20 protein-coding genes, 2 tRNA genes and 2 rRNA genes are annotated in these 26,205 nt (G+C 43.8%); 9 read left to right on the top strand and 15 right to left on the bottom strand.

Translation table 11 applies throughout. The features are described from left to right. Nucleotides 1–65 precede the first annotated feature (65 nt). The 4 genes from C1N53_RS05205 to rrf all read left to right on the top strand — a co-directional run bounded on the left by C1N53_RS05205 (nucleotide 66) and on the right by rrf (nucleotide 3,625). Nucleotides 66–139: transfer RNA gene (locus C1N53_RS05205), tRNA-Ile, on the top strand. Nucleotides 140–229: 90 nt separating this feature from the next. After that, nucleotides 230–303: transfer RNA gene (locus C1N53_RS05210), tRNA-Ala, on the top strand. 216 nt (nucleotides 304–519) lie between these two features. Beyond that, nucleotides 520–3,413 (top strand): 23S ribosomal RNA (locus C1N53_RS05215). 100 nt (nucleotides 3,414–3,513) lie between these two features. Further along, nucleotides 3,514–3,625 (top strand): 5S ribosomal RNA (gene rrf, locus C1N53_RS05220). A 188-nt stretch (nucleotides 3,626–3,813) separates the two neighbouring features. Here rrf and C1N53_RS05225 read toward each other — a convergent pair. Next, the gene (locus tag C1N53_RS05225) at nucleotides 3,814–4,437 is read right to left on the bottom strand and encodes a tetratricopeptide repeat protein (RefSeq protein ID WP_137758311.1); all 624 of its coding nucleotides are present in this window, start codon (nucleotides 4,435–4,437) and stop codon (nucleotides 3,814–3,816) included. A gap of 56 nt (nucleotides 4,438–4,493) precedes the next feature. Then, on the bottom strand, nucleotides 4,494–5,918 hold the full coding sequence (locus C1N53_RS05230; protein WP_137758312.1) for an MATE family efflux transporter: 1,425 nt from the start codon (nucleotides 5,916–5,918) through the stop codon (nucleotides 4,494–4,496). Between the two features lie 270 nt (nucleotides 5,919–6,188). On the opposite strand from C1N53_RS05230, the gene C1N53_RS05235 reads away from it, so the two are divergent. Next, nucleotides 6,189–7,424, top strand: coding sequence for a multidrug effflux MFS transporter (locus C1N53_RS05235; protein ID WP_137758313.1), 1,236 nt, complete (start codon nucleotides 6,189–6,191; stop codon nucleotides 7,422–7,424). A 12-nt stretch (nucleotides 7,425–7,436) separates the two neighbouring features. On the opposite strand, the gene C1N53_RS05240 is transcribed toward C1N53_RS05235, so the two are convergent. The 5 genes from C1N53_RS05240 to ligA form a co-directional block, all read right to left on the bottom strand. Next, nucleotides 7,437–8,294, bottom strand: coding sequence for a hypothetical protein (locus C1N53_RS05240; RefSeq protein ID WP_137758314.1), 858 nt, complete (start codon nucleotides 8,292–8,294; stop codon nucleotides 7,437–7,439). 116 nt (nucleotides 8,295–8,410) lie between these two features. Beyond that, nucleotides 8,411–9,319, bottom strand: coding sequence for a 4-hydroxy-tetrahydrodipicolinate synthase (gene dapA / locus C1N53_RS05245; RefSeq protein WP_240773394.1), 909 nt, complete (start codon nucleotides 9,317–9,319; stop codon nucleotides 8,411–8,413). Nucleotides 9,320–9,426: 107 nt separating this feature from the next. Continuing rightward, nucleotides 9,427–10,164, bottom strand: coding sequence for a LytTR family DNA-binding domain-containing protein (locus tag C1N53_RS05250; RefSeq protein WP_137758315.1), 738 nt, complete (start codon nucleotides 10,162–10,164; stop codon nucleotides 9,427–9,429). A gap of 4 nt (nucleotides 10,165–10,168) precedes the next feature. Beyond that, complete coding sequence (locus tag C1N53_RS05255; protein ID WP_137758316.1) at nucleotides 10,169–11,227, bottom strand: sensor histidine kinase; 1,059 nt, start codon at nucleotides 11,225–11,227, stop codon at nucleotides 10,169–10,171. 367 nt (nucleotides 11,228–11,594) lie between these two features. After that, the gene (ligA, locus tag C1N53_RS05260) at nucleotides 11,595–13,604 is read right to left on the bottom strand and encodes an NAD-dependent DNA ligase LigA (protein ID WP_137758317.1); all 2,010 of its coding nucleotides are present in this window, start codon (nucleotides 13,602–13,604) and stop codon (nucleotides 11,595–11,597) included. Between the two features lie 250 nt (nucleotides 13,605–13,854). Here ligA and C1N53_RS05265 point away from each other — a divergent pair, with 250 nt between their 5' ends. Further along, complete coding sequence (locus tag C1N53_RS05265) at nucleotides 13,855–15,051, top strand: sorbosone dehydrogenase family protein (RefSeq protein WP_240773395.1); 1,197 nt, start codon at nucleotides 13,855–13,857, stop codon at nucleotides 15,049–15,051. 89 nt (nucleotides 15,052–15,140) lie between these two features. On the opposite strand, the gene C1N53_RS05270 is transcribed toward C1N53_RS05265, so the two are convergent. Beyond that, nucleotides 15,141–15,647: a DUF4920 domain-containing protein gene (locus C1N53_RS05270; RefSeq protein ID WP_240773396.1), complete on the bottom strand. Its 507-nt coding sequence runs from the start codon at nucleotides 15,645–15,647 to the stop codon at nucleotides 15,141–15,143. Between the two features lie 74 nt (nucleotides 15,648–15,721). Further along, the gene (locus C1N53_RS05275) at nucleotides 15,722–16,288 is read right to left on the bottom strand and encodes a hypothetical protein (RefSeq protein ID WP_137758318.1); all 567 of its coding nucleotides are present in this window, start codon (nucleotides 16,286–16,288) and stop codon (nucleotides 15,722–15,724) included. 377 nt (nucleotides 16,289–16,665) lie between these two features. Here C1N53_RS05275 and C1N53_RS05280 point away from each other — a divergent pair, with 377 nt between their 5' ends. Then, entirely contained in the window at nucleotides 16,666–17,292 is a 627-nt protein-coding gene (locus C1N53_RS05280; protein WP_168193967.1) for a cytochrome c oxidase subunit III, read from the top strand. Between the two features lie 7 nt (nucleotides 17,293–17,299). On the opposite strand, the gene C1N53_RS05285 is transcribed toward C1N53_RS05280, so the two are convergent. After that, nucleotides 17,300–19,492 (bottom strand): gliding motility-associated C-terminal domain-containing protein, encoded by a 2,193-nt coding sequence (locus tag C1N53_RS05285; RefSeq protein ID WP_137758319.1) that lies wholly within the window; start codon nucleotides 19,490–19,492, stop codon nucleotides 17,300–17,302. A 463-nt stretch (nucleotides 19,493–19,955) separates the two neighbouring features. Between C1N53_RS05285 and C1N53_RS05290 the strand changes: the two genes are divergently transcribed. Then, nucleotides 19,956–20,348 (top strand): hypothetical protein, encoded by a 393-nt coding sequence (locus tag C1N53_RS05290; RefSeq protein WP_240773397.1) that lies wholly within the window; start codon nucleotides 19,956–19,958, stop codon nucleotides 20,346–20,348. A 119-nt stretch (nucleotides 20,349–20,467) separates the two neighbouring features. Here the strand turns inward: C1N53_RS05290 and C1N53_RS05295 are convergent, their stop codons facing one another. From C1N53_RS05295 to C1N53_RS05305, 3 genes are all read right to left on the bottom strand, one after another. Further along, nucleotides 20,468–20,899 (bottom strand): DUF2147 domain-containing protein, encoded by a 432-nt coding sequence (locus C1N53_RS05295; RefSeq protein ID WP_240773398.1) that lies wholly within the window; start codon nucleotides 20,897–20,899, stop codon nucleotides 20,468–20,470. Nucleotides 20,900–21,558: 659 nt separating this feature from the next. Further along, on the bottom strand, nucleotides 21,559–21,894 hold the full coding sequence (locus tag C1N53_RS05300; RefSeq protein ID WP_137758320.1) for a hypothetical protein: 336 nt from the start codon (nucleotides 21,892–21,894) through the stop codon (nucleotides 21,559–21,561). 124 nt (nucleotides 21,895–22,018) lie between these two features. Further along, nucleotides 22,019–22,606 carry a C40 family peptidase gene (locus C1N53_RS05305; protein WP_137758321.1) on the bottom strand — a complete coding sequence of 196 codons (588 nt, stop codon included), beginning with the start codon at nucleotides 22,604–22,606 and terminating at the stop codon, nucleotides 22,019–22,021. Between the two features lie 461 nt (nucleotides 22,607–23,067). Between C1N53_RS05305 and C1N53_RS05310 the strand changes: the two genes are divergently transcribed. After that, nucleotides 23,068–23,514, top strand: a complete 447-nt coding sequence (locus C1N53_RS05310; RefSeq protein ID WP_137758322.1) for a hypothetical protein — start codon at nucleotides 23,068–23,070, stop codon at nucleotides 23,512–23,514. A gap of 26 nt (nucleotides 23,515–23,540) precedes the next feature. Here C1N53_RS05310 and C1N53_RS05315 read toward each other — a convergent pair whose 3' ends face one another. Both C1N53_RS05315 and C1N53_RS05320 read right to left on the bottom strand, forming a co-directional pair. Next, nucleotides 23,541–24,965 (bottom strand): Glu/Leu/Phe/Val dehydrogenase, encoded by a 1,425-nt coding sequence (locus tag C1N53_RS05315; RefSeq protein WP_137758323.1) that lies wholly within the window; start codon nucleotides 24,963–24,965, stop codon nucleotides 23,541–23,543. A 163-nt stretch (nucleotides 24,966–25,128) separates the two neighbouring features. Continuing rightward, the gene (locus C1N53_RS05320; RefSeq protein WP_137758324.1) at nucleotides 25,129–25,737 is read right to left on the bottom strand and encodes an FKBP-type peptidyl-prolyl cis-trans isomerase; all 609 of its coding nucleotides are present in this window, start codon (nucleotides 25,735–25,737) and stop codon (nucleotides 25,129–25,131) included. Nucleotides 25,738–26,205: the final 468 nt, after the last annotated feature.

Genomic DNA, 26,205 nt, shown 5'->3' on the forward strand with positions numbered 1-26,205 from the left:
TTTGCCGGGTGTCTCTTGCGAAACCTCAAAAAGGAAAAGAAGGATGCGGCACAAGGCCGCGCCGCGGGCTTGTAGCTCAGGTGGTTAGAGCGCTACACTGATAATGTAGAGGTCCGTGGTTCGAGTCCACGCAGGCCCACGAGCCAGGCGCAGCCTGGCAAGTAGAATTAGGAATTAAGGATGATGAATTAGGAATCGCTCTTAGCTCATAACGCTTAACTCAAAAGCCGGGGGATTAGCTCAGCTGGCTAGAGCGCCTGCTTTGCACGCAGGAGGTCAACGGTTCGACTCCGTTATTCTCCACACGGATCACGGCCTATGCAGCAGGCATAGGCTACTATTTGGGGTACCTGAGAGAGAGCGGGGTGAAGGGTTAGACAACTCTTGGCTCTGGACTCTGGACTTGTGCCCTGGGGAAAGTTCTTTGACATGATGGGAGAGAGAGAAAGAAGGACGTTCCGGCCTTAGGGCCGGGACGGAAGAGAAGAGGCGGGCCGCCCCCACGCTTGTGGGGCGGCCGAGAACGCAGAGAAGGGCGCACGGGGGATGCCTAGGCTCTCAGAGGCGATGAAGGACGCGACAAGCTGCGAAAATCCGCGGGGATCGGCACATACGATTTGATCCGCGGGTGTCCGAATGGGGCAACCCAGTGCATTGAAGATGCACTACACCTTCGGGTGGGCGAACCCGGGGAACTGAAACATCTAAGTACCCGGAGGAAGAGAAAATAACAATGATTGCGCAAGTAGTGGCGAGCGAACGCGCAGGAGCCCAAACCAGCGCTGTCACGGCAGGGCTGGGGTTGTAGGACCACGCCGTCGGACCAATGAACGAAGCTTAACTGCCTGGGAAGGCAGGCCGGAGCGGGTGATAGCCCCGTGAGCGCAAGTTGATTGGCCGTAGTGGAATCCTGAGTAGGGCGGGACCGGAGGAATCCCGCCTGAATCCGGCGGCACCATCCGCCAAGGCTAAATACTCCTGAGAGACCGATAGTGAACCAGTACCGTGAGGGAAAGGTGAAAAGCACTCCGAATAGGAGGGTGAAAGAGAACCTGAAACCGTGCGCCTACAAGCGGTCGGAGCCCCTGTGTGGGGTGACGGCGTGCCTTTTGCATAATGAGCCTACGAGTTACTCCTCCCTGGCAAGGTTAAGCGTCTGGAGGCGCGGAGCCGCAGCGAAAGCGAGTCTGAATAGGGCGCAGAGTCAGGGGGGGTAGACGCGAAACTTTGTGATCTACCCATGGGCAGGATGAAGGTTGGGTAAAACCAACTGGAGGTCCGAACCAGTTTGCGTTGAAAAGCATTTGGATGACCTGTGGGTAGGGGTGAAAGGCCAATCAAACTGAGAAATAGCTCGTACTCCCCGAAATGCCTTTAGGGGCAGCGTCGCGGTGGAGTCATGTGGAGGTAGAGCTACCGATAGGACTAGGGGGAGTCACATCCTACCGAATCCTGACGAACTCCGAATGCCACTTGACATACGCGGCAGTGAGGCGCGGGGTGCTAAGGTCCCGCGCCGAGAGGGAAAGAACCCAGACCGCCGGCTAAGGCCCCAAAGTCCACGCTAAGTTGAACAAAGGGGGTCCAGCTGCCCGGACAGCCAGGAGGTTGGCTTGGAAGCAGCCATTCCTTTAAAGAGTGCGTAACAGCTCACTGGTCGAGCGGCAGGGCATCGATAATAATCGGGCATCAAGCGAGGCGCCGAAGCCGCGGATTATGACACGGGTCATACTGGTAGGGGAGCATTCCAAGGACGGCGAAGGCGTCCCGGCAAGGGGCGCTGGAGTGCTTGGAAAAGCAAATGTAGGCATAAGTAACGATAATGCGGGCGAGAAACCCGCACACCGAAAGACCCAGGTTTCCTGATCAACGCTAATCGGATCAGGGTTAGTCGGGTCCTAAGGCCGAGGCGAAGGCTAAGGTCGATGGACAGCTGGTTAATATTCCAGCACCGGCGCGCCATAGCGATGCGGTGACGGAGAAGTGAAAGGACGGCGCACTGACGGAATAGTGCGTTTAACACCGTAGGTATTGGGCCGGTCGTCAAGCACGCCGGGCTAGCCGAAAGTGGAAAGTACTCCAACCCCCCGGGGGCGGAGATCGTCCCTAAGCAGGCTCCCTAGAAAACCCGCTAAGCGTTTAAATGGCGCGCCGCCCGTACCGCAAACCGACACAGGTGGTCGAGGAGAGAATCCTAAGGTGCTCGAGTGAATCACGGCCAAGGAACTCGGCAAAATGGCCCTGTAACTTCGGGAGAAGGGGCGCTTCCTTGCAGCGATGCAAGAAGCCGCAGTGAAAAGGCCCAGGCGACTGTTTAACAAAAACACATGGCTTTGCCAAATCGAGAGATGACGTATAAGGCCTGACACCTGCCCGGTGCCGGAAGGTTAAGAGGGGGGGTTAGCCGCAAGGCGAAGCTCTGAATCGAAGCCCCGGTAAACGGCGGCCGTAACTATAACGGTCCTAAGGTAGCGAAATTCCTTGTCGGGTAAGTTCCGACCTGCACGAATGGTGTAACGATCTGGGCGCTGTCTCAGCCGTGAGCTCGGTGAAATTGTAGTATCGGTGAAGATGCCGATTACCCGCAACGGGACGGAAAGACCCCATGAACCTTCACTACAGCTTAGCATTGCCTCTGGGTCACTCATGTGTAGGATAGGCGGGAGGAGAAGAGGCGGCGTCGCCAGGCGTCGCGGATCCGTCCTTGAAATACCGCCCTTGAGTGGCTTGGAGCCTAACCGCGTGAGCGGGACATTGCTTGGCGGGTAGTTTGACTGGGGTGGTCGCCTCCAAAACAATAACGGAGGCTTTCAAAGGTTCCCTCAGCACGCTTGGTAACCGTGCGCAGAGCGCAATAGCAGAAGGGGGCTTGACTGTGAGGCCCACAAGCCGAGCAGGGCCGAAAGGCGGATATAGTGATCCGGTGGTTCCGCATGGAAGGGCCATCGCTCAAAGGATAAAAGGTACTCTGGGGATAACAGGCTGATCTCCCCCAAGAGCTCATATCGACGGGGAGGTTTGGCACCTCGATGTCGGCTCGTCACGTCCTGGGGCTGGAGAAGGTCCCAAGGGTTCGGCTGTTCGCCGATTAAAGTGGCACGCGAGCTGGGTTCAGAACGTCGTGAGACAGTTCGGTCCCTATCTGTTGCGGGCGTCGGAGATTTGCGGGGCTCTGTCCTTAGTACGAGAGGACCGGGATGGACGAGCCTCTGGTGGACCTGTTGTGCCGCCTGGTGCAGCGCAGGGTAGCTACGCTCGGACGGGATAAGCGCTGAAAGCATCTAAGTGCGAAACCCGCCCCAAGATGAGATCTCCCTTGAAGGGCCGTGGGAGACGACCACGTCGATAGGCCGCAGGTGTAAAGCCGGAGACGGCAAAGCCGAGCGGTACTAATTGCCCGGGCGCGTTCTCCAGGAGGCCGGAAACGGCCCGCCGCTTCCCCCCCTTTCCCTCTCCCCCACAAGGTCAAAGACACACCACAGCATCAGGCACGGACAGCAACCGTGCGACGGCAATGGTGGCTATGGCGCCGGTGTTCACCTCTTCCCATCCCGAACAGAGAAGTTAAGCCCGGCTGCGCCGATGGTACTGGGGTCACACCCGGGAGAGTAGGTGGCCGCCAACCACATCACGAAGGGTTACCCCCACAAAGGGTAACCCTTTTTTCATTCCACACACACCACACGCTGAAACCGGCATCCAGTAAAACAGTTACAAATACAGTGTCAAACTGTACTGTTTTTGCAGATGGTCATAGCAGGAAACACAGTCGAGATAGGTTTTCTGAATATAGTTAGCACGGTAAAAGATTACCTAAAGAGACGTCTGTTCATCTGAAAACATACTATCATCAATGTTGTTTTCCTTTTCTTCAAAATGCTCTTCATAGGTTTCCAAAGGCTGTGGAGCAATTTTAACAGCTAAAGCTCTGTCTGCTTCAGCCTGTTCTTTATTTCCAAGTTTAAATTTGGCTGCACCCCGGCTATAATAAGCATCATACAAATACTTGAAGTTTTTACTCTTCGATGCTACCAAATCGTAATCTTCAATTGCCAACTGATACTTTTCTTGTTCTAGGCGGCTTTCAGCTCTGTGAAACAGAAACTCTATATCACCTGGATGAATTTCTAGAGCTCTACTAGCTACATTTTCGGCTTCAAGGTGTTTTTTGCCGAACCTATAGCACCAGTATAGCTTGTCAAATGTATCCTTATCTATATTTCCCTTCTCTACAAGTGCTTCAAAATAAATAGCTGCTTCAGTATAAGCAGTAGGACTACCACCAATAAGGCCTTCTTCCATTTTGGCCGCACCGGTTTTGTATAATTTTTTAGCAGGAGTAAAAAAGTATGGATCAGCAAGTACAATAGCACCGAAAACAACTACTGTAAGTGTAATTAATGTGAATATTGATAGTTTTAAAATATTATGACTCATAATTATCTCAATGCAGAAGGTAAATAACTAAAGAAGAACAAAAACAGATAAGAATTCTATACAACAACTTTTTTCCATTTTCCTTTTCTAAACAACCAATAACCTGTTAAAGTAATCGCGGTTTCGGCAACGGGTATAGCTATAAATACACCAGTAGGGCCCATCGCAAAATGCCTGGCAAGCAGGTACGCTAACGGAATCTGAAACAGCCAAAAACCTCCGAAGTTTATCCAAGTTGGTGTCCAGGTATCACCGGCACCGTTAAAAGCATTTATAAGTACCATACCAATTCCGTAAAAGATATACCCGATGCTCATAATCCTGATGGCCTGAACTGCTATTTGTTGGACTTCCATATCATTTGTAAAAAATGAGGCCAAAATATCGGCACCGGCAAGGCTTACTAAAGTAATAACAGCCATAAAAATCACATTGTATTTAGCTGTTTTTATAACAGCTTGTTCAGCTCTTGCCAACTGCTTGGCTCCTAAATTCTGCCCTACTAATGTTGACGCAGCGTTACTTAAGCCCCAAGCAGGCAGCATAAAGAACATTAGCAAGCGAAGTGCTGTTTGATAACCTGCTGAACCATGATCACCGCCGGTAGTTGCTACCAGCTGAGCCAGAAAGATCCAACTGCAGGAGGCAATGACAAATTGTAATACAGCAGGCGCAGCAATGCGAACCAATACTTTTATCTGTTCCCAGTCTGGTAAGAAATGAGCTAACTGCATTTTAAGAATGCTTTTACCACTAAACAGGTAGTATAGCTGATAACATACACCAAGTCCGCGGCCAATTGAGGTGGCCATGGCTGCACCTGTAAGACCAAAAGCAGGTACAGGACCAAAGCCGTTAATCAGAATAGGGCAGAGGATAATGTTAATGATATTGGCAACCCATAAACTTTTCATCGCTATGGCAGCATTACCAGCTCCTCTGAAAATTCCGTTAATCAGGAAGAGTAGCATGATAAATACACTGCTTCCCATCATAATCTGCATAAAGGTTGTGCCATAGGCAGCGGCCTCAGCCGATGAACCCATCAGTATGAGAATATCAGTTGCAAATAAATAGCCTGTAATACTGATAAGCGTTGTAAGAGCTATGGCAATAATGGTAGCCTGCATACCTGCTTTTGCGGCCGAGGAAGGATCTTTTTCTCCAACCCGCCTGGCAACTACAGCGGTGGCCGCCATACTGATTCCTATTGCTAAAGAGTAAATAATTGTTAATACCGATTCTGTAAGCCCAACAGTTTGTATAGCATAACTACTGTTGTGCAGGTGACCTACAAAGTAAAGATCAACTAAGGCAAACACAGACTCCATGATCATCTCCAGCATCATGGGAATGGCCAGCAAAATAACTGATTTCCTGATGCTGCCAATTGTGTAATCAGCTTCTCCACCCTGCAGTGACTGCTTTATTACAGCAAATATGCCACGAGGGCTTTCCTGCTTTATTTTTGTTGTTGCCATTTTTAAAGTATAAGAAAGGAAAACGGGTGGTACAGAACAATGTACTCTTTACATCAAGTAAGAGCGGTAGCTCTTGCTAAAGCTGGGGAAACGCTGAAACAAACATAGCTGTAAATTGCTGATATGCAAATATATGTGATTTGTGTATAATTTAAATAATTTTCTTCACTACAGTATTAGGGCTTGACAACCAGTTACATGTGTTCTTCTGCCAAAGTGCTACCCTCAGGTAAAAGTTTTATGAGTAACTTTGCCCCATAAAAAACGCATATGACCCGCAAGAGATATATTACGCTTATACTGATATTAGGAACGCTAACGGCTTTAGGCCCTTTTTCAATAGATATGTACCTGCCTGGTTTCCCGGCAATAGCCAAAGATCTGGGTACGACAGTAGCAGAGGTTTCACTTTCTTTGTCGAGTTTTTTCATAGGTATTTCAGCCGGACAGTTTCTGTATGGACCTTTAATGGATAGGTTTGGAAGGAAAGTTCCGCTTTATATAGGTCTTTGCGGCTATGTTATAGCTTCAACGGCCTGTGCTTTTGCCACAACAATAGATGCTTTAGTTATACTTCGTTTTATTCAGGCTATATGTAGTTGTGCCGCTGCGGTAGCATCTGTGGCTATGGTACGTGACTTGTTTCCGGTTCAGGATAACGCTAAAGTATTTTCGCTGCTAATGCTTGTCGTTGGCGTTTCACCAATGATAGCACCGACTGTGGGCGGCTATGTAACTGCAGGTTTTGGCTGGGAAGCAGTTTTCCTGATCCTGGCCGGAATGGCTGCCGCCATACTATTAGCCGTTTATTTTGGTTTACCGGAAAGCAGCCAGCCCGATCCGACTTATTCACTTGCTCCAAAGCAGATGATCGGTAAGTTTATGGCTGTTCTGAAAGAACCACAATTTTATACCTATGCATTTTCTGGGGCAGTTTCCTTTGCAGGCTTGTTAGCTTATGTATCAGGGTCTCCTTTGGTATTTATGGAAATTTTTCAGGTGAATGAAAAGCAATACGGCTGGGTTTTCGCTTTTCTGTCTATTGGTTTAATTGGAGCAAGCCAGGTAAACAGTGTGATGTTGCGCAGGTTCAGGAGCGAACAGATTATTATTACCGCCCTGGTTTGCCAGTTGATAATTGGTGGAGTTCTTTTGGCCGGAACAATTTTAGGCTTTTTAGGTTTGTTTTCTACTATAGCCTGTATATTCCTGTTTTTGTGTTGCCTCGGCTTTACTTTTCCCAATGCCTCAGCCCTATCATTAGCTCCTTTCAGTAAAAATGCCGGAAGTGCATCCGCTTTAATGGGGGCCTCTCAAATGGGTATTGGTGCATTGGCAACTGTTGTTTTAAGTGTTTTCAGCAATCATTCTGCTGTACCTATGGCAGGTGTAATGGCTGCATCAGCATTACTGGCATTGCTGATTTTGTGGTTTGGCCAAAAAATGATTCAGGCAAAGGGTGGGCTTTACGAAGCAGACCCTTCTGCTGCAGGAGCTATTCATTAGCGGCTTATTGAGCTAATGACTGGTAAACTCAAAGGAAGCTGCTTGATGATACAGCTTTCCTTTGCCAGCCATAGAGGAGAGAAATAAGGTAATGTTATTTCTGGCTCTGCTGGTTGAAAGATCAGCGATTATATCCTGTACGCCATCCCCATCCAAGTCTCCCATCCAAAGTAGAACATAAATGGCATTCTCAAATGAATGGTCTTCGGCAAGGGTTTGGGTAACTTTTGATCCGGCTTTGTTACCACTTACTTTCCAGCTGTAATTTTGTATCTTAAACAGGTTGGTACCTTCTACTGCTGCACTGTCACCAGAAGCAGTTAGCTGGTAGGTGCCTCTGCTGGTTTTAAAGGATATTTTATGTCCTGGTGCCAGCACATCCCGCTCCAAGGCAACGGTATCTATTTTTCCAGGGTTCGGATTACTTAACCCAGTCAGAAGTACTATGGTACCCGGTCTGCTGCTGCTTACAGCTCTACCTGATATATGAAGACTATCAGGATCGTGAGCAGGATCATAAACCGTTTTAACAGTCGCCTGAACAGGTTTAAGGACATATTGACCTTCTTCAAAAACCAATGCCAGCCATTTCTTTTGCTGAACACCTTGCCATACTTCATCTTTATGAAATGTACCTTCTAGCAACAGTTTTATTTTACCAGTGGGCTCAGGAGCCAGGTTTGAGCTGTCAACGGTTATAGTTGTTTCTGCTTCAGTTAATAAACTGTCTTCAGCCTGTTCATCATCTGAATTTTCTGCAGTTGAGTCTTCTACCATAACCATGTGATCGGTTATAGTTGTTGAAGAAGTATCGTTATTGCAACTATAAAACAGCACGAGAAGCGGAAAGCATAGGAGGTAGCGCATCATGTATAAATAGTTTGATGAACTAATATAGGTAAAGCTGTTAAAATAAAAACCTCCTGCAGGAGAGGGTAAAGCGAACAGCTCTCGTCTGCAGGAGGTTTTCGGAATCACTTATGTATTTAAATAAGTTTGTTTAAACGATCTTTCAGACCGGCACTTGCTTCTAAAAGCGGTAACCTGACGCTGGCTTTGCAAACACCAAAACGTTCTAGCAAAGCTTTAACACCTACTGGGTTACTTTCTTCATACATCAGCGGGTTAATATCCACAAAGTCGTTCAGTAACTGATGTGCCGGAGCAAAGTCAAACGATAGGCCCAGCTGCACCATTTTGCTGAACTTTTCAGGAAAGGCATTGGCAAGTACAGAAATAACACCTACTGCTCCAAAGGTGATCATGGGGAGGGTTAACAAATCATCTCCACTGATCAGTAAAAAATCCGAAGGTTTGTGTTTCGCAATTATCATGCACTGCTCCATGTTGCCTGATGCCTCTTTTATGCCAATGATATTGGGATGTGCAGAAAGTTTTAAGACTGTATCTGCTGTTACGTTGCTGCTCGTACGGCCGGGAACGTTGTAGAGGATAACCGGTACAGGACAGGCATTGGCAATATGCAGGTAATGCTGGTATATGCCTATCTGAGAAGGCTTGTTATAATAAGGGCTAACTGATAAAATAGCAGCAACACCATCCAGGTCTGTGTTGGCAATTGTTTCAATCACCTGGTGCGTGCTGTTTCCGCCAATACCATAAACTATTGGCAGTCTATCCGCTACATGTTCTTTTATGAAATTTAATATTTCTGCTTTCTCAGCAGTAGTAGTGGTTACTGATTCTGCCGTTGTGCCATTAACAACCAAATAGTTTACACCTCCGCTGATGGTAAAGTCTAACAGCTTAAGCAAACCATCGAAATCTACTGTTAAATCCTCCTTAAAAGGCGTTACTAACGCCACTCCTGTACCTCTGAAAATATCCTGTGTCATGCTAATTTTAAAATGCAGGAAGTTGTTCTCTGCAAGCATGCAAGTTTGCTTTTTTTTATCTAAAACGAAAAAATACTAAAAAGGAATTTTGCTTTCGCCAGTGAGAATTAGCTATACAGAATCTGGAATAGCCTGAATGATATACACTATTGAATGTTATTCTCTTCCACCCATTTCACAAACTGGTCTTTGTAAACCTCGCCAATCGGAATCTCTTTTTTCCCGATTCTGATTCTGCTTTTTTCGATGCTGTCTATTTTCTGAAGTGCAACAATAAAAGAACGGTGCACGCGCAGGAATCTGGATTCCGGCAGTTTCTCCATCATCTTGTTCATCGACAACAGGGTTATTATTTTCTGATCTGTTGTTTGAATGATGATATAATCCTTCAGACCTTCAATCCAGAGCACATCTTTAAAATCGACGCGGATCGTTTTATAGTCTGCTTTTACAAACATAAACTCGTGCTCGTGGGCAGGGGCGGCGGCAGGAACAGGAACTGGCTCTAAAGCTGGTTTGGCAGATCGTTGCAGCCTTTCCTGCGCCTTATTAACCGCCTTCACAAAGCGATCAAACGGAATGGGCTTTAAAAGATAATCGACGGCGTCCTGGTTAAAGCCTTCGAGTGCATAGTCGGGATAAGCTGTTGTGAAGATAATCAGTGGCTGATTCTTCATGATGTTCAGCAACTGTATACCCGTCAGCTCCGGCATTTCTATATCCAGGAACATCAGGTCCACCTTTTCTTCCTGTAAAACCTGCATGGCTTCGGTAGCACTGGCACATGTTTTCACCAGTTGTAAAAAAGGAAGTTTGCTAATATAACTTTCGATTATATCCAGTGCTAAAGGTTCATCATCTACAGCTAAGCATCTTATTGTCATAGTTCTATTTAATTGGTTGGAAGTAAAGTTTCAGCGTAGCATAAAAAGCTCCCTCTTTTTCTTCAAAAGAGAGTTTATGGCGGTTTAGGTAGAGCAAGTTAAGGCGCCTGCGCAAATTTTCAAGACCTATCCCTCCAAAATCCTTCTTTTTATGAGTGCTGATGTTGTTGATCGTGCTGAACTGCAGGCAGGTTTCTTTCACTTCCAGGTTAAAGGTTATTCCAATTTCATTTTTGCTGACCAAGCCGTGCTTAAAGGCATTTTCAACTAAGGTCATCATCATCATAGGGGCAATGGACTTTCCAGCTAAACTTCCTTTTATGTTGAATTTTATACTAGTGTGCTCACGCAGCCGCAGTTTTTGCAGATCAATGAAATTATGAATATGCTCTACCTCCTTCTCCAGGCTGACTAAGGTGTCGTTGCTTTCATACAGCATGTAACGCATCAGGAGCGAAAGCTTCATGATGGCATCTGGCGTTTCTGGCGACTGTTTATAAGCCAGTGAGTATATGTTATTTAAGGTATTAAACAGGAAGTGTGGGTTTACCTGAGATTTTAAATAAGCCAGCTCAGCCGTAAGTTTCTGAGTTTCCAATTCTTTGTTAAGCCGTTCGTTACGGATATAGTTACCCGTTACTTTTAAAGCCGAACTGATAAAAATAACCATAAAGCCACCCAGCATGTACTGCACCAGGCGTTCATAGCTGTACAGGATTTTCATGTTAGGGTTAAATTCCTTGAAAACGTAAAAATCCAGTGGAGACCTAACCAGCGCAAAAACCACTAGGGTAGCCAGCACCAGGGCTATGTATAGTAGTATCCGGTTTCGTGCCAGGTAGTTAGGGATAAGCACATACCAGTTAAAGTAAAAGATAACGGCGTAAAAGGAGAGCGCAATCGTAACATCAACAAACTTATTAAAGTTGAGCAGTTGGTTCGATTGCAGATAGTATAGTGTGATGGTAATAATGACTAGCCAACATATGAAATGTAGGGTAATCTGATACCATTTCTTCATAGAAAGTTCAAGCAAAGCAAGTGGGGTTGCTGTCCAGTTCATGCTGTTTATTCATTCATAGGCAGGCCTGACCTGAAGCGGAGCTTAACAGACTTGCCTAATCTTAAAGTTAATGAATTATAGTGGCATTATAATATTCAGTCGCAGGACTTAGACGAACATCAAAGATTAAACTATAAAGCGAACAAATTTAAAGATAAAGCCGGAGCTACTGTTCGTCCTGAAAAGACAGCAGTTGGTATATTTTATTTTGCTTCCTCAGAAATAAGTAACTTCTTGTACCTGGTCATCCTTAGCTGAATTAGAAAAGCGAAAGATTAAATTTTTGAAGTTGTTAGTTGTTTGTAAGGCGGAAGGCCGGTTGTTTGCAACCGGCCTTCTTTTATGCCTTATTACCTATACTTCCTAATTAACTCAGCATTGCCAGGAACTCTTCTTCTGATACAATTTTGATTCCGAGCTTTGTAGCTTTGTCGAGTTTGGAAGGGCCCATTTTATCACCGGCAACCAGGTAAGATAGTTTTGCAGATATTGAGCTTACAACTTTCCCTCCATGAGATGTGATGAGTTGCTGTAACTCATCGCGGCTAACGCTTTGGAAAACACCGGAAATAACAAAAGTGCTGCCTGCCAGTGTTTCGCTTTCCAGAACAGGAGCACTGGACTCTGATTTAAACTGAAGTCCTGCGGCTTTCAGGCGTTCCACCAGTTGCACGTTATCCGGTTGATTAAAATAAGCGATAATGGAGTTGGCTATTCGATCACCGATTTCATTAACAGCAATAAGCTCTTCGAAAGAAGCCCCTCGTAAAGCTTCTATATCAGGAAAATATTCTACCAGCTTTTTGGCTACTGTATTGCCTACAAAGCGAATTCCCAGTGCAAACAATACTTTATCAAATGTTACTTCTTTAGACTTCTCCAGGCCAGACAGCAGGTTATTGGCAGATTTCTCACCCATACGCTCCAGGCTCATCAGTTGCTCAAATTGCAGGTCGTAAAGATCAGCCGCATTCCTCACTAAGCCCTTCTGGTAAAGCTGTTCTATGGTTTCAGGCCCCAGGCCATCTATGTTCATGGCTTTGCGGGAAATAAAGTGCTCCAGTTTGGCTTTGATCTGGGGTGGGCATCCTTTCTCATTCGGGCAGTAAAAGTTTGCTTCGCCCTCGGTTCTAAATAATGGTGTTTCACAGGCAGGGCAGGTGGTTGGGTAACTAATGGCTATACTGTCAGCAGGGCGCTTGCTCAAGTCTACCCCCGTAATCTTAGGTATGATTTCGCCTCCTTTTTCAACGAACACTGTATCGCCCAAGCGCAGGTCGAGGCGCTGAATTTCGTTGGCATTATGCACAGATGCCCGTTTAACCACTGTACCGGCCAAAAGAACAGGCTGGAGCAGCGCGACAGGTGTTACTGCTCCTGTACGACCTACCTGGTACTGTATACCTTGTAATTGTGTGGCGGCACTCAAAGCCGGATATTTATATGCAATGGCCCAGCGCGGACTTTTGGCGGTGAAGCCAAGTTCTTCCTGCAAGGCATAACTGTTTACCTTCACCACAACGCCATCGGTAGCGATAGGCAGCTCCAGGCGCTTTTGCTCCCATTCATTTATATAGTCGAGTACAGCTTCTATCGAACTGCATTTGCGCCAGGTATCTGATACCTTAAAGCCCCATTTCTGTATAGCCTGCAGGCTTTCCGAATGCGAATCGAAAGGATTGGGAGAGGCGTGGAAGCTATAGGAGTAACAGCCTAATTTGCGGCTTGCCACCACCGCTGAATCCTGTTGTTTTAGTGTTCCGGATGCTGCATTTCTGGGGTTAGCCAGCAATTGTTCGCCAGCCTCTTCGCGCTCTGAATTTAGCTGCTCAAAAACTGACAAAGGCATAAAAACCTCTCCGCGTACTTCAAACAGCTCCGGGAAATTTTCGCCATGTACGTGAAGCGGAATATCTCTTATCGTTCTGACGTTGGCAGAGATATCGTCACCTCTTGTGCCGTCGCCTCGTGTTGCACCCTGTATAAAGCTTCCGTTTTCATAGGTTAGGCTAATTGCCACACCATCAAACTTTTGTTCACATACATATTCCACCTCATCTCCTACAACTTTTCTAACTCTCCTGTCAAATTCGCGGAGATCCTCTTCTGAATAAGTATTGCTTAGCGAAAGCATCGGGTATTTATGAAAAACAGTCGGGAAGCTCTTGGTAATAGTACCGCCAACCCGTTGTGTAGGAGAGTTGAGTGACTTTAGAGCCGGATGCTGCTCTTCCAGTTTCTGAAGCCTCTTAAGCAGCATATCAAATTCATAGTCTGGGACTTCAGAGATGCTGTTCTGGTAGTATTGGTAGTTGAGGTAATTTATTCTTTGTACAAGCTCCTGGATTTCGGAAGCAGGGTCTTTTTCTATAGCCATTTTAACTTGATTTTCCGCCGGTAAATGTACTTAAATAGCTCTAAGCTTTCAATACATGTAATGCGAAAGCATGGGCATTGAGTTTTTAGAACTGCTAATACCATGAATGGCTTGCAGATGTAATATTTGCTTAAACTAACTTGGGGGTATTTCGTTATATTTTATATATAAAAAGTATAATAGTGTAAATACTTACCGCTAATACCAAATAACCAATGCTATGAAAAAATGGATGACTTTTACTTGCTTAATGATTTTGTTATCTGTAGTTGCAATCCGGTGTAGCAACTCTGATGATGAAAATTTCTGGGACTGGATGATTCCCGAAACAGACGATGATCCTACCAGCACCCAAGTTTCCGGCTATGTGTTCCGTCCTGGTGTTGAACCTGCAACAGATGCCAATGTGCAGCAGCTAAAGGTGCCTGCCGGGTTTGCAGTAAATAAATTTGCTGAGAATATAGGAAAACCACGCATACTTGTAGCACACAGCTCCGGCTACGTGTATGTTTCTGATCGCGAAGCAGGGGAGGTTATGCTCCTGCAGGACAGTGATGGAGATGGTGTGGCAGAAAGAAAAGAAGTTGTAGCCAATATCCGTCAGGCACATGGTTTGACTATACATGAAGAAAAACTTTATATAGTATCAGTTAAAGAGCTATATGTGGCTGATATAAATGCAAATGGTACTCTTTCACAGCCCCGAATGCTCCTAAACGATTTGCCCGATGGAGGGCAGCATCCGAACCGTACCATTGCATTCGGACCAGACGGTAAAATGTACATTAGCATTGGCAGTACCTGTAATTCCTGCCCAGAACCTAATCCGGAACACGCAACTATGGTAAGAGCCGAGCCAGATGGATCGGATAGAAAGATATTTGCCAGAGGGCTCCGGAATACGATTGGCTTCGGATGGCATCCGCAGTCTGGTGAGCTGTGGGGTATGGATCATGGCATAGACTGGTTAGGAGATCATGAACAGAAAGAAGAGTTGAATAAGATTGAAGAAGGTAAAAATTATGGCTGGCCCTACATCTACGATATGGGAAAGTATAACCCTTCGGACAGACCACAGGGAGATACAACTTATCAGCAGTATGCCCAGAAAACAACAATGCCTGTTTTACTGTACATGGAGGCACATGCAGCACCAATGGAAATGGTATTTTATACCGGAAGCCAGTTTCCGGCTGAGTACCAGAATAATGCATTTATTGCCATGCGTGGCTCCTGGAACAGAAGTTCTCCGGTGGGCTATAAGGTGGTGAGACTGCGGTTTGCGAACGGGCAACCGGCTGGTTTCGAAGATTTTTTAACAGGCTTCCTCATTAATAACGGCCGCTCTCACTTCGGCAGGCTGGTTGGGTTAGCGGTACATGCCGATGGTTCCCTGCTCGTTTCTGATGATACCAATGGCGCAATTTACAGAGTCTCTAAACAGTAACTTTTGCAGAAGCAGATAAAAAAGAAGGGGTTACCTTATCTAAGGTAGCCCCTTCTTTTTTTAAAGCAATACTTTGATATAAGCTTTAATTATTTAATAACTAAACCATCAGCTACAAAGCTTAGTTCTTCTTTAGGACTGGTGATGGCAGCTATTTCTTCTGGTGTTTTACCTGCATCTTCGGCATAATGGCGTTGTGTTTCTACAGATGTTACCGTGCGTTTAGCTGTACCTGTAAAAACAACAGTTTTGCCGGATAAGTCTTCTACCGGTACAAAAAAGCCATAGTCCCGGAAGGTGACCTTTATGGTCTGGTTATCGGCTAATTTTACATCTAACCAGCAGCCTTTAGACTGGCAGCTGGAGGAAATTTCACCTGTAACAGTTGCTTGTAAAGAATCCTGTTCAGTTACCAGTTCCGCAAGTTGAGAGGTTGTCAGCACGTTTGTTTCGGAGAATGTCATTCCATAGTTACTTGCTGCAGGCTGAGCAACTGCAGTGGTACCTGTTTCTTTAGTGGCATCGGAGAGCGTGTTGGCTTTGTTGCAGCTTACTAAAGCAGCAACAGCAAAAAGTACCAGGTATGTCTTCTTCATAAGGCAGTAATTTTTAAGCAAATATAGCCAATAACATGAACCTGAAAAAGAGAATGTATGCTTATCCTAAAGCTTTAGTGAGGCCTGTTATCCAGCCACCGTGCATTCTGGATGCTAACCATGATTCTTCCGGTAAGCATGGGCATATACTTTGCCGGAAGCTGAACCTGGTACTGGTCTAATAGCATATCAAATGAGGTGCTAAAAATTAAGGCCTGGTTTTCGGGGGTAAACAAAATCGGCAGTATTTGTTCATTAATTACATCCTGGAAAAAAACTCTTGTGCGCCTGCCCATTGTTTCAGTTGAAAGATTGCCGGCATTGATTTTTTCTACAGGCGCTTCAATTTCTATTAAAAGTTCAGGGAATCGGGCAAGGTAGAAGATGTCCTGTATCATGGATAGCGGGCTCGCATTGTTTGCTGCTTCCAAGGTGCTGATATTTAAAATGCACTCCAGTTTCTGAGTGTTCCTGTTATAGCGCACCAGCATGCTTTGAGAGGTAAACTCATAATTTCTTTCGCTTCCTTCTATAGAAATTAATATAGTATTTCCGTTAGTAAAGGCGGGACCGGTTTGAGCCTGGGAGGTATTGATCAGAATGAAGAATCCTCCGATTATAAAAAGTATAATTTTATACATATAAAAGAATTAGCACCTAACTAGTTAACGCAAATTTTTAAACTATGGCGAACCATTAATTGCAAAATGATGCCTTTCATGCTAACTTAATAGAAAACTCTTTGAGAAAGGTACTGAACAGTTTTAGCATAATTAGTTTGCAATTTTGTTCTTTAGTAAGATTGATTATTTGTTTTCTTACTGCCATTTTTGAGGTTTTCATCTGAAAGAGCCGTTTCAGGAGGAAAAGAATTATTTAATGATTATTACATAAACTTTTGGCTCTAATTTTAAAACTATAGAGAGGTAGTATAGGTATAAATGTTATATACTGAAAATGTTAATGAAGTAGTATTTACACAGGGGGAACTGCATCAGGCAAGGTGCGATTTAAGGCAATGGATTCAGATAAAAAAAATAAGGTTAGAGCGAAGCAGTATTCTGCATTCAGTAAAATAGAAGAGATGCACCCGATCAGGATGCTGCTTTATTTAAGCATGATCGGGATTGGAGTTCTTTTTTTCATTCTGATAATAGCATTTGCCCGAACTGGCGGTTTTCAGTCAGAGACTTTCCATTTTCCCAGGTTCTTTAGCATCAGCACTATCCTGATACTTTTCAGCAGTTATACCATCAGTAAGATACCAGGTTTGTATAAAAAGGACAAACTAAAGAAAATGGCCCGTTATTTAGGCTATACACTGGTATTAGGATGCCTCTTTATTGGAGCACAGTTTCTGGGATGGAATGAGGTGTCTGATTCAGGTTTGAATTTCAAGGGTAAAGCATCAGGTACTTACCTGTACCTGATTTCTGCTTTACATATTCTGCACCTGCTCGGAGGTTTAATTTTCCTGTCGTTTCTCTTCCTTAAAACATTACATGTAGCAGCCGATGGAGTGAGAAGCCTTGTGTACATCCGGGATCCTTATCGTACCCTGCAAATCGCAATGCTTCGCAGCTACTGGCATTTTATGGGATTTCTGTGGGTTGGTTTATATGTGGTATTCTTGTTTATGGCCTAGCTCCACACTAACGCACTAATGTAACCGAACCTTTATATTGTTTGGTGTTAAAATCAATTACATAAAAATAAACTCCGTCGTTTACGCCTTTGCCATCCCAGCGGAAGTTACTGTTTTCGCTAAAGTATACTTCTTTGCCCCACCTGTTAAAGATTCTGATATTTTTAAAAGTAGCTGTACAGAACTCAACTGGTAAATCAGGCATTTCAAAATAATCGTTCTTATCGTCATCGTTAGGGGTAAAAATATTAGCTGGAATGTAATCGTCTAGCTTAGGTGCTTTTATCTTAAACTGTAGCATGATAAATTTCTTGTCGGCAGGAATGCAGGCCCCTTCATTTAAATTTATCTTCACTTTTATGTCTTCTCCCTGCAAAAATGCGGCACAGTTAGCTATCCATGAAAATTTCCCTTCTGCGGTACCTGCTCCAGGTGTGGCATTAAACGTCATTCCCATATCAGCCAGACTAAAACCTTCTCCCTCGGCCGATAAATGGAGCTGATCCAGATCTACATCGGCTCCAAAGAAGTTGGCATCGAACGTTTCATCAAGCTCCATTTCAAATACAAACGTGGTTAAATCAGTAGAGATTTCCGGCGCATTGTTTTCATAAATGGTTCTTACTTCAACAATCTCTGTTCGTGAAGTTGCTGCATTGCAAACATCAGATGTAACCTTAAATTCTATCTGATAAGATTCTTTCTGCAGCGCGTTACAATCTATCTCCCAACGGAAAGGAGATTCTACGTGGCCTGTTCCTGTTTTATTCTGAAAAGTAATTTTCTGGCTGCCCATATCGAAGTCTTTTCCCGCTGCAGTTAAGCTTATGGGGCTGTTATCCTGATCGTCACCAATGGCGTTAAAATTAACAACGTCGCCTTCGCGCACATAAATGATGCGATCTGGGGTCGTTAACGATACAGTGGGTGGGACATCAGGTACGGGTTCAATAATAAAGCTAATTCTGAGGGTATCCTGTCGCGGCAGGCTACAGCCGTTGTCGCGCACGATCAGATCCATCTGGTAAACTTTGCCATCCGTATTAAAGCATTCATCAAAACATAAGGTGGCTTTAAGAGAATCCTGGATAGTACTTGTGTTTACTGTTCCGCTGGTGCTTCCAGATAACGTGTAGTTGCTGTTGTTAAAGTTTACAGGTCTTGCAGTCAGGAAAAGAGGGGAGCGCCTGTCGCTGTCTGTATAGTAAATGTCGAGGCAACGCTCTGAAGTGGGAGTGACACGTAAAATTTTGTTTTCGTTGTAAAAAGATTTTTCATCTTTTTCTTTAGCCATAACGACAGGTGATGCATTTGGATTGCACCTGACAACCAGCAATTGAAAATCGCGCCTTACTTCTCCGATTTTTATTTTGTTGCGGTATTCAGAAACTTTAATGCCGAAAACAAACAATCCTAATCGGGTAGGTTTTACTACTAATCGTCCTGTTTCAGCATCTATATTCAGAGCTGGATCTCCCGATATCTGAGAGTTGGTACTATAGCCACTGAGCCAGGTTATTTCAGGGTAAGGCCTTGCCCGGGGGGTAGGCCTCTCATTGCCGGCAACCGCAGAACTGTAACCGTTCAAGGGCGTCGACATTTCGTATACCAGCGAATCGCCATCAGAGTCGGTGCCACCAAAATCGTAATAAAACAATTCGTTCAGGCAGGCATAGTCGCTTAGCGGAGGAAATAATCTTGGCGAAGAATTGATGAAGAGCTGATTATTTTTAACAACCGGTGGGAACTCCATGTAAAAAACCTGACCGGCTCCTTCAGGAGAACGTATATTCTGAATTGTGCTGTTACGGCAGCACCTCTCCCAGACAACATAGTACCCATCGGGATGCCTGAAGTTAGCAGGGTTAAGCGTAATATCCTGGTAATAAACCAACTTAAGCGTTTGGAGCTGACCAATGGAGCAGTCGGGGCTGGTATAAGGCACTGATGTGTTTGAACGAAGCCGCATTGTTACAAAGCCCATCGATGTATTGGTTGCTTTCTCAAAAATCCTAACAGTTACCTCCTGGTCTAAAGCCCCAGGGCTTCCGTTAATGGCATCAAAATACAGGTTCATGGTTAGCCTGTAAGTATTTTCGGACCTATGCTGCAGCTCAAATTCACCGCCCACTATATGGGTGGCATGTGAATAGTAGCTTAAGAAAAAGCCAAAAAGCAGGAGAAGTATACTTAGCCTCATTCTTCCGATCTAAGAAAAAACAGTATTATAATTCTTTATGAAAAATATTTAAAATTAATGATAATTAAAACTCCTGAATCAACTATATTATAATTAAACTTTAACTATCGTTCAGAATCATTTTCCTGAAATGCAGCTGTAAGTTGTACTGTTGTAAGAGACTCCTGTACTTATCTTGAAAAAAACTTAAAATTATATTAACATGTACCCATAATTTTCGTTTAGGACTTTGTTAAACTGCAATAACAGGTTAGGGCTAATTTCTGAACAGGCGCCTTCTGAAGCAGTTAATATTTCGCATACAAAATCAACATGTGTTTTACTGATTTAACAAGAGTTTATCAGCTTCAATTTGTACATACTTTGCTATACTGATATGATCCGGGACACTGAAATGCTAACACAAGAGCTTGAACTTAAGAAGAGACTATTACAGGAATGCTCCAGAGTTCTTACTAACCAAATGAATGCGGCAAAGGCCGCCATGGATGATGCACAGGAAAGTGCTAACGAACATCATGGCGCCATGGAAGATAAATTTGAGTCTTTTAGGGAGGCTTGCCAGATTCAACGGGATTTGTACGCCAGGCAACTGGATGAACTCCTGACAACTATGGCACTTTTAAAGCGAATAAACGCTACTAAAACAAATGCCGATGTTTCTTTTGGTGCAATTGTTCAAACCGATCTGCAGAACTATTTTATTGGTGTAAGCCTGGGGGAGATAAAGCTTGAAGGGGAGTCCTACTACGCTATTTCCGGTATGTCGCCGCTGTACAAAGCCATGGAAGGCAAAACAACCGGAGAAACTTTTCAGTTCAGGGGAAAATCGTATACCATTAAGCAGGTTTTATAATACTGGTGCTTAAAATAAGCATAAGAAACTACAACCTTTTTAACTGGATACAGTTTAAATAAAGGTAAAGGGTTAGAACAAAAAAGGTTGGCAGCATTGCCAACCTTTTTTGATGTATACTAGTTTATCCTGGTCCAGTTTTGAGAACGGCCTATAAGCGATATGCCTATGTAGCCTTTCACCTCCATTTGTTTATTGTTTTTCATTTTCATGTAGCATGAGTACGTCTTGCCGCTTTCCGGGTCATAAATAGTACCATTGTCCCATTTGTTGTCGCCCTTAAATTCAAAGCCTTTCAAAAAAACCAAGCCCTGCAAAGGTTGAGACCTTAGCTTTGCGTCCGGGTTATTGATATCAGTTTTAGGTTTTCCATTTCTGTTTGGCTCCTTAAGCGAGACGATTTTACCACAAAGCTTATCCCCGCACTGATAGATTTCAAAATTAGCTTTTCCTTCTTCATTCGTCCAGACACCGATCGGAGACGCTTTCTGTACCCAGGCAAATGTAGTGCACAGCATTAGTACTACAAGAGTTAACAATTGTTTTTTCATGAGGTGATTTTTTTAGATTAGATCTGTAACTAAATATAGGTAATTTTCCCTAATCTCATACAAATATCTATCCAATTTCAGCTTACCCTTTGTTCAAACCTGTTTCAACAGCTAACTCATTTAGCTGATTTTTATTGTTTAGCCATTCGTTTTACCTGCAAAAAATTGACATGGAATAATTACCTGGAATTTAAGTTGCTGATTATGAGTTGATTTTATTACAGTGATAGGTGAAAAGTTATATTCAGGACTTGTGTATTTTATTGGAGCACAACATAGTATTAAAAAAAGTCCTAAAATTTATTTCTCATTGTTGTGAACTTATCTGTTTGTTTTTATCTTTATAATAACGGTAGCGAGTGCTACGGCTTTGAGTTTTATGAAGGTATTTAACCCCCTTCTTTCAAAGTGTATGTCGGACTAAAGAGAAAGGAGGTGCTATGTCTAATCCATCGGTCGTCTTAGTAAGCCTAGGTAATTTTGTTCACTCTAAAGGTGAGCAGGCTTAGTAAGCAGTAGTCGCTACTGCTTGCGCAGATAGCTTATTACCTTTCTGGTCTTTTAGATGATAACCTGAACAACAGATTATCGCTTACTATGGCAAGAAGGATTTTTAAATGCCTGATGTACCTTGACGGGCTGCATCAGGCATTTTATTTTTATGCTTTTCTGAAGTAGCTGCTGATCAGCGCAACTGCTGTTACCAGGCAGCTAATCCCCATCAACAGGAGCAGCAGTTCCGACCAAGACCAGGAGAAGGTGCTGAAATCTAACTGAAGTAACAGCAGCGTCGCTAAAAGCACAGTGAGGGCAGTAACCGTATGTAATACAAAACGGTTGCTCTTGCTTAAATGGTAACTGCAAGCCAGCAACAGGAATCCAATGGCAGGAGGTATAAGAGCCGTTGGCGGTTTTGTAACATCAAGAAAATAGCTTAAAAGCCCTGCCGCCACTAAAACAAGGGCATTTACAGAATTAATCACGTACGGATGCATTATAGTTTATTTGATGTTGAACATAAACACCTATTGACACGATTCCTGTGAAAAGTGCCAATAGGTGTTTTGTAATAATGCTCTACGTGAAAAAAGGGGATGGTTATGAAAAAAAGAGCTATAATCAGAAAACCCTTCTTACCTGTAGCAACCTGTCATTATAACGGGTGCCTTCTACAGAGCTGATTTTAACTCCTCCGTTAGAGGAAGAATGAACGAATTTAATTGTGTCTTCTCCTGGTGAGGAAATTACAATGCCAACATGTCCAGGCTCTCTTACCTGTAGGTTTGTACCTGTAAAAATCAATAGATCACCGCGTCGGGCTTCTGAGCGATCAATCTCGATACCGTCGCCGGATTGCATGGCCGATGATCTGCCTACGTCTATACCAAAGTTTTCGTACACATAGGTGGTAAAGCCGGAGCAGTCGAATCCGTTTGGAGTGGTACCTGCATAAATGTAAGGGCTCCCGATTAGTTGTGTAGCAAAATGAACCAGTTGCTTTCTTCTGCTTTTGGCGTCTTTGTCAGAGTCAGGGCTTCTAAATCCTGAAAAATCGGTATTTAGCTCTCCGGCAGAGGCAACCATATTTGTTTCTACTTTAGACGCCGGTTTATCCGGGTGAAGATGTAGCGGTTTGTCAAGTTCACTTTCAAGTGAAAAATACAGAAGGGGTAGCGGCGAAAGAACCAGGGCAATTAATTTTTTCATGGTTTTAGCTTTAGGTCAAATCAGGCACAGTAACATGTATCCAATTACATATGAACATGCTCTTATAGATCTATAACAAATTTTAAGCCTTAAAAGGTTTATTGTAAGGAGGCACCGAAGGCAGTATATACATAATGTGCAAGTAGAGGCTAATGAGAAGGAGCAGATTTTCTTTTAACTTAAATATGATGAACGATATGAATTTTTTTATATGACCATGCCTTGGTTGTAGTTTATTGATGCAGGTAATTCAGATAAAGTACTACTTATAAGGTTTTAAAAGTTGCAAGTGTGGCTTTAGGTGGCATAAGAATACAAGATATATTTTCTGGTATGCCTTCCATAACACGCAACGCGGTGGCTGTGGAATTAAATCTTTCTAAGAAGATTGGTTGATGTTTTTTGCTTTACTAATGGCCCTTTATTATTTTTGAAAGAGACTCTATTCCTTTTTATTTCCTATGCTGCTTGAAGAGAATTCCTTTGTTACTATCAGCTATTGCTCCAAAACCAAGGGTGTTCTGTTGCAATGGAAATGTATAGTATCTATGGAGGCATTTCAATCTGCTTACAACAAAGTGCTGGAGCTTGCTGTAAAGCAGTATCGGGTAAAGCATTACTGTACCGATTTAAGTAGAGTAGGAGCCTTAACAAGAGAACAGGAGACCTGGTTAACTTCTTCGTATTACCAGCGCGTGTTTGAGGTGCTGAAGGACAGCATTTATGTTGCTGTCGTCTTTTCTGAAGGGCATTTTAAGGCCATCGTTCAAAACTACCATGCTTCTTTTGGCAGCAAACAGCCGGACTATGTTAACTTCAACTATTTTACTGACATCGATGAAGCCTGGGATTGGATAGGTGCTATACAAAAAAGCCAGGATGCAGCATTGTTTTTATCTGCATCCTGACTTCCTGGTAATTGCTTGAAATTGGATCAAGGGAAAATGCCAAGCGCTTCGTAGCTTACCCCGATTTTCTCAATAGCCAGTAAGAAAGCGGCTGTCCGCATATCCGGTATGCCTTTCTGATCCATCACATTTCTGATTTCATGGTAGGCATTGATCATGGTGTCTTCTAAACCAGAGCGCACTAAATCAATTTCATCTGAACCATGGATAAGCAGCGATCTTTCGTGATCAGACAAGCTTTTGCCGGAAGAAGTCTCTATAGCATTTACTAAACGCCTGAAATTAGCCTCCTCTGCACGTTTACCCATTCTGCCAAACCTTACGTTCGACAAGTTCTTAAGCCACTCGAAATAGGAAACGGTTACACCGCCGGCATTCAGGTATAGGTCAGGAATAATAATAATGCCTCTCTGAAGCAGCACCTGTTCTGCTTCACGTGTAATAGGTCCGTTAGCACCCTCCGCTATAATTTTGGCTTTGATATTGGCAGCGTTTCCAATATGTATCTGATTTTCTAAGGCCGCAGGAAGCAGGATATCGCATTCTTCTTCTAGCAGCTCAACAGAGTTCTCAAAGTTCTTAGCATTCTTGTAATTCAGGATAGAGCCGGTCTCGCTTCTGTGCCTGAAGGCATCTTTTACATCTATACCGTTCGGATCAAAAATACCTCCTTCGCGTTCGGCTATACCGGTAATCAAAGCACCATCCTGCTGGCAAAACAAAGCGGCATGGTATCCTACGTTTCCTAAACCTTGTACAATAATGCGCTTGCCTTCCATGCTTGTTCCTTCCAAGCCTTTTCCTTTCAGGAGGGCTGTATCTTCCAGAAGCTCTCTGATGCCGAAATAAACACCCAGGCCTGTGGCTTCAGCGCGTCCCCGTATACCTCCCTGGCCAATTGGTTTACCGGTTACACAGCCCAAAGCGTTTGTCTCACCATATTTCAGCGCCTGATAGGTATCGGCAATCCAGGCCATTTCGCGGCTACCTGTACCATAGTCAGGTGCCGGAACATCCATACCCGGACCAATGAGGTTCTTTTTAATAAGTTCTGCGGCGTAGCGTCTGGTTACCTTTTCTAAGGTTTTAACAGTGCTGGTTCTCGGGTTTATTTTAACACCACCTTTGGCGCCTCCAAACGGAACGTCAACAACAGCACATTTAAAGGTCATGAGAGTGGCCAAGGCTTTTACCTCGTCTTCATCTACCTGCATACTGAAGCGTATACCTCCTTTCGATGGGAGTTTGTGGTGGCTATGCTGTACCCTTATCCCTTCTATAACTTCTACTTTTCCATCTACCTCGATAGGGAAGGAGATTTTGTAAACACTGTTGCAGGCTCTGATCTGAGCGATAATTCCTGGATTTAAACGGGAGTAGCTGGCGGCGTGGTCAAAAAACTGAAGTACACTGTCTAGAAATTTTTTACCTTCATTATGGTCGTTTCCCATACAAGTAGCTAATGTTTAGTGTAAGATTAATGATTTACAACGTGTATAATATAGTTTTGTTTGAATTTTGTAACAACAGGTACTACAGTTAAAGTTACTGCTAAAGTCGAAAGGGCGTACTATAGTAGATAGCACGCCCTTCTAGCTGTTGCCTATGTCTGTCTTAATGTACAGAAATAAGTTCTACATCAAAAATAAGTGTTGTGTTAGGGCCAATTACATCACCCGCACCTTGTGAGCCGTAGGCCAGTTTAGAAGGAATGAACAGACGCCATTTTGCTCCTTCTTTCATAAGTTGTAAGGCTTCTGTCCAGCCGGCAATTACGCCATTCACCGGGAAAGTGGCCGGTTGTCCTCTTTCGTAGCTGGAGTCGAACACAGTGCCATCTATAAGAGTACCATGATAATGAGTAGTAACTTTGTCCGAAGCAGAAGGAGATTTGCCATTTCCTTCCTGCAGCACCTGGTATTGTAAACCACTTGGCAATGTTTTTACACCTTCTTTTCCTTTATTTTCAGCTAAAAATGCTTCGCCTTCCTGTTGATTCTGAGAACCGCTGGCACTTTGCTTTTGAGCCATCTCCTGTTGTAAGGCCATCATAGCCTGCTGTACTTCTGCCTGTGAAAGAGACGAAGGCTGGCCAGCTAAAACTTCTTTCAGACCAGCTATAAATGGTTCTGCGTCTATCTCTATACCTTGTTTTGCAAGGTTAGCAGCCATATCGCGGCCAATAATGTAGCTGATTTTGTCTTTTGTGCTTTTCAAATCCATAGTTAATGGTTTTTCACCTGTGGGTGCTTATTTATATTACATCTGCTGAGGCATTGCCTTGTGCAAAGCTAGCTATATTATTGAAAACGGAAACTAAAAGCAATGGTTAGTTTTATGGCAGGAACGATAAGGCATTGTATGATAGCACTAATAATTTAAAGCACATCCTATTTACCATACTTTAATAAGTAAGTAAATAGGATGTGCTTTAAATTAATTTTTAAGTTTTAATAGTGAGTAATCACTATTATATATTTATAAAAAAATTATAGATAGAGGTGTATTTCCTCCTCCTGCAACGCTACATTTGCTGGCGTAAGCCAGTCTTTGATAAAAAAGCCAACAGTTGTGCCTAAAAGGAATAGTGATGATATAGTAGATAAGCGTTTCATATATAAAATTATTTGAAGTAGAACCTGCTTTACTAACGCTATATAGCCATGAAAGTTGTGCAATTTATGATGTAAA

Origin of the sequence: Pontibacter sp. SGAir0037, from assembly GCF_005491705.1 — a bacterium.
Classification (GTDB): domain Bacteria; phylum Bacteroidota; class Bacteroidia; order Cytophagales; family Hymenobacteraceae; genus Pontibacter.

Bases quoted from the DNA above. Each gene is read 5' to 3' on its own strand.
- C1N53_RS05255 (WP_137758316.1), bottom strand. From the start codon at position 11,227: ATGAACTGGACAGCAACCCCACTTGCTTTGCTTGAACTTTCTATGAAG.
- C1N53_RS05310 (WP_137758322.1), top strand. From the start codon at position 23,068: ATGCTGCTTGAAGAGAATTCCTTTGTTACTATCAGCTATTGCTCCAAA.
- C1N53_RS05315 (WP_137758323.1), bottom strand. From the start codon at position 24,965: ATGGGAAACGACCATAATGAAGGTAAAAAATTTCTAGACAGTGTACTT.
- C1N53_RS05235 (WP_137758313.1), top strand. From the start codon at position 6,189: ATGACCCGCAAGAGATATATTACGCTTATACTGATATTAGGAACGCTA.
- C1N53_RS05270 (WP_240773396.1), bottom strand. From the start codon at position 15,647: ATGAAGAAGACATACCTGGTACTTTTTGCTGTTGCTGCTTTAGTAAGC.
- C1N53_RS05225 (WP_137758311.1), bottom strand. From the start codon at position 4,437: ATGAGTCATAATATTTTAAAACTATCAATATTCACATTAATTACACTT.
- ligA (WP_137758317.1), bottom strand. From the start codon at position 13,604: ATGGCTATAGAAAAAGACCCTGCTTCCGAAATCCAGGAGCTTGTACAA.
- C1N53_RS05250 (WP_137758315.1), bottom strand. From the start codon at position 10,164: ATGACAATAAGATGCTTAGCTGTAGATGATGAACCTTTAGCACTGGAT.
- C1N53_RS05265 (WP_240773395.1), top strand. From the start codon at position 13,855: ATGATTTTGTTATCTGTAGTTGCAATCCGGTGTAGCAACTCTGATGAT.
- C1N53_RS05240 (WP_137758314.1), bottom strand. From the start codon at position 8,294: ATGATGCGCTACCTCCTATGCTTTCCGCTTCTCGTGCTGTTTTATAGT.
- C1N53_RS05295 (WP_240773398.1), bottom strand. From the start codon at position 20,899: ATGAAAAAACAATTGTTAACTCTTGTAGTACTAATGCTGTGCACTACA.
- C1N53_RS05300 (WP_137758320.1), bottom strand. From the start codon at position 21,894: ATGCATCCGTACGTGATTAATTCTGTAAATGCCCTTGTTTTAGTGGCG.
- C1N53_RS05230 (WP_137758312.1), bottom strand. From the start codon at position 5,918: ATGGCAACAACAAAAATAAAGCAGGAAAGCCCTCGTGGCATATTTGCT.
- C1N53_RS05320 (WP_137758324.1), bottom strand. From the start codon at position 25,737: ATGGATTTGAAAAGCACAAAAGACAAAATCAGCTACATTATTGGCCGC.
- C1N53_RS05280 (WP_168193967.1), top strand. From the start codon at position 16,666: ATGGATTCAGATAAAAAAAATAAGGTTAGAGCGAAGCAGTATTCTGCA.
- C1N53_RS05275 (WP_137758318.1), bottom strand. From the start codon at position 16,288: ATGTATAAAATTATACTTTTTATAATCGGAGGATTCTTCATTCTGATC.
- C1N53_RS05290 (WP_240773397.1), top strand. From the start codon at position 19,956: ATGAATGCGGCAAAGGCCGCCATGGATGATGCACAGGAAAGTGCTAAC.
- dapA (WP_240773394.1), bottom strand. From the start codon at position 9,319: ATGCTTGCAGAGAACAACTTCCTGCATTTTAAAATTAGCATGACACAG.
- C1N53_RS05305 (WP_137758321.1), bottom strand. From the start codon at position 22,606: ATGAAAAAATTAATTGCCCTGGTTCTTTCGCCGCTACCCCTTCTGTAT.
- C1N53_RS05285 (WP_137758319.1), bottom strand. From the start codon at position 19,492: ATGAGGCTAAGTATACTTCTCCTGCTTTTTGGCTTTTTCTTAAGCTAC.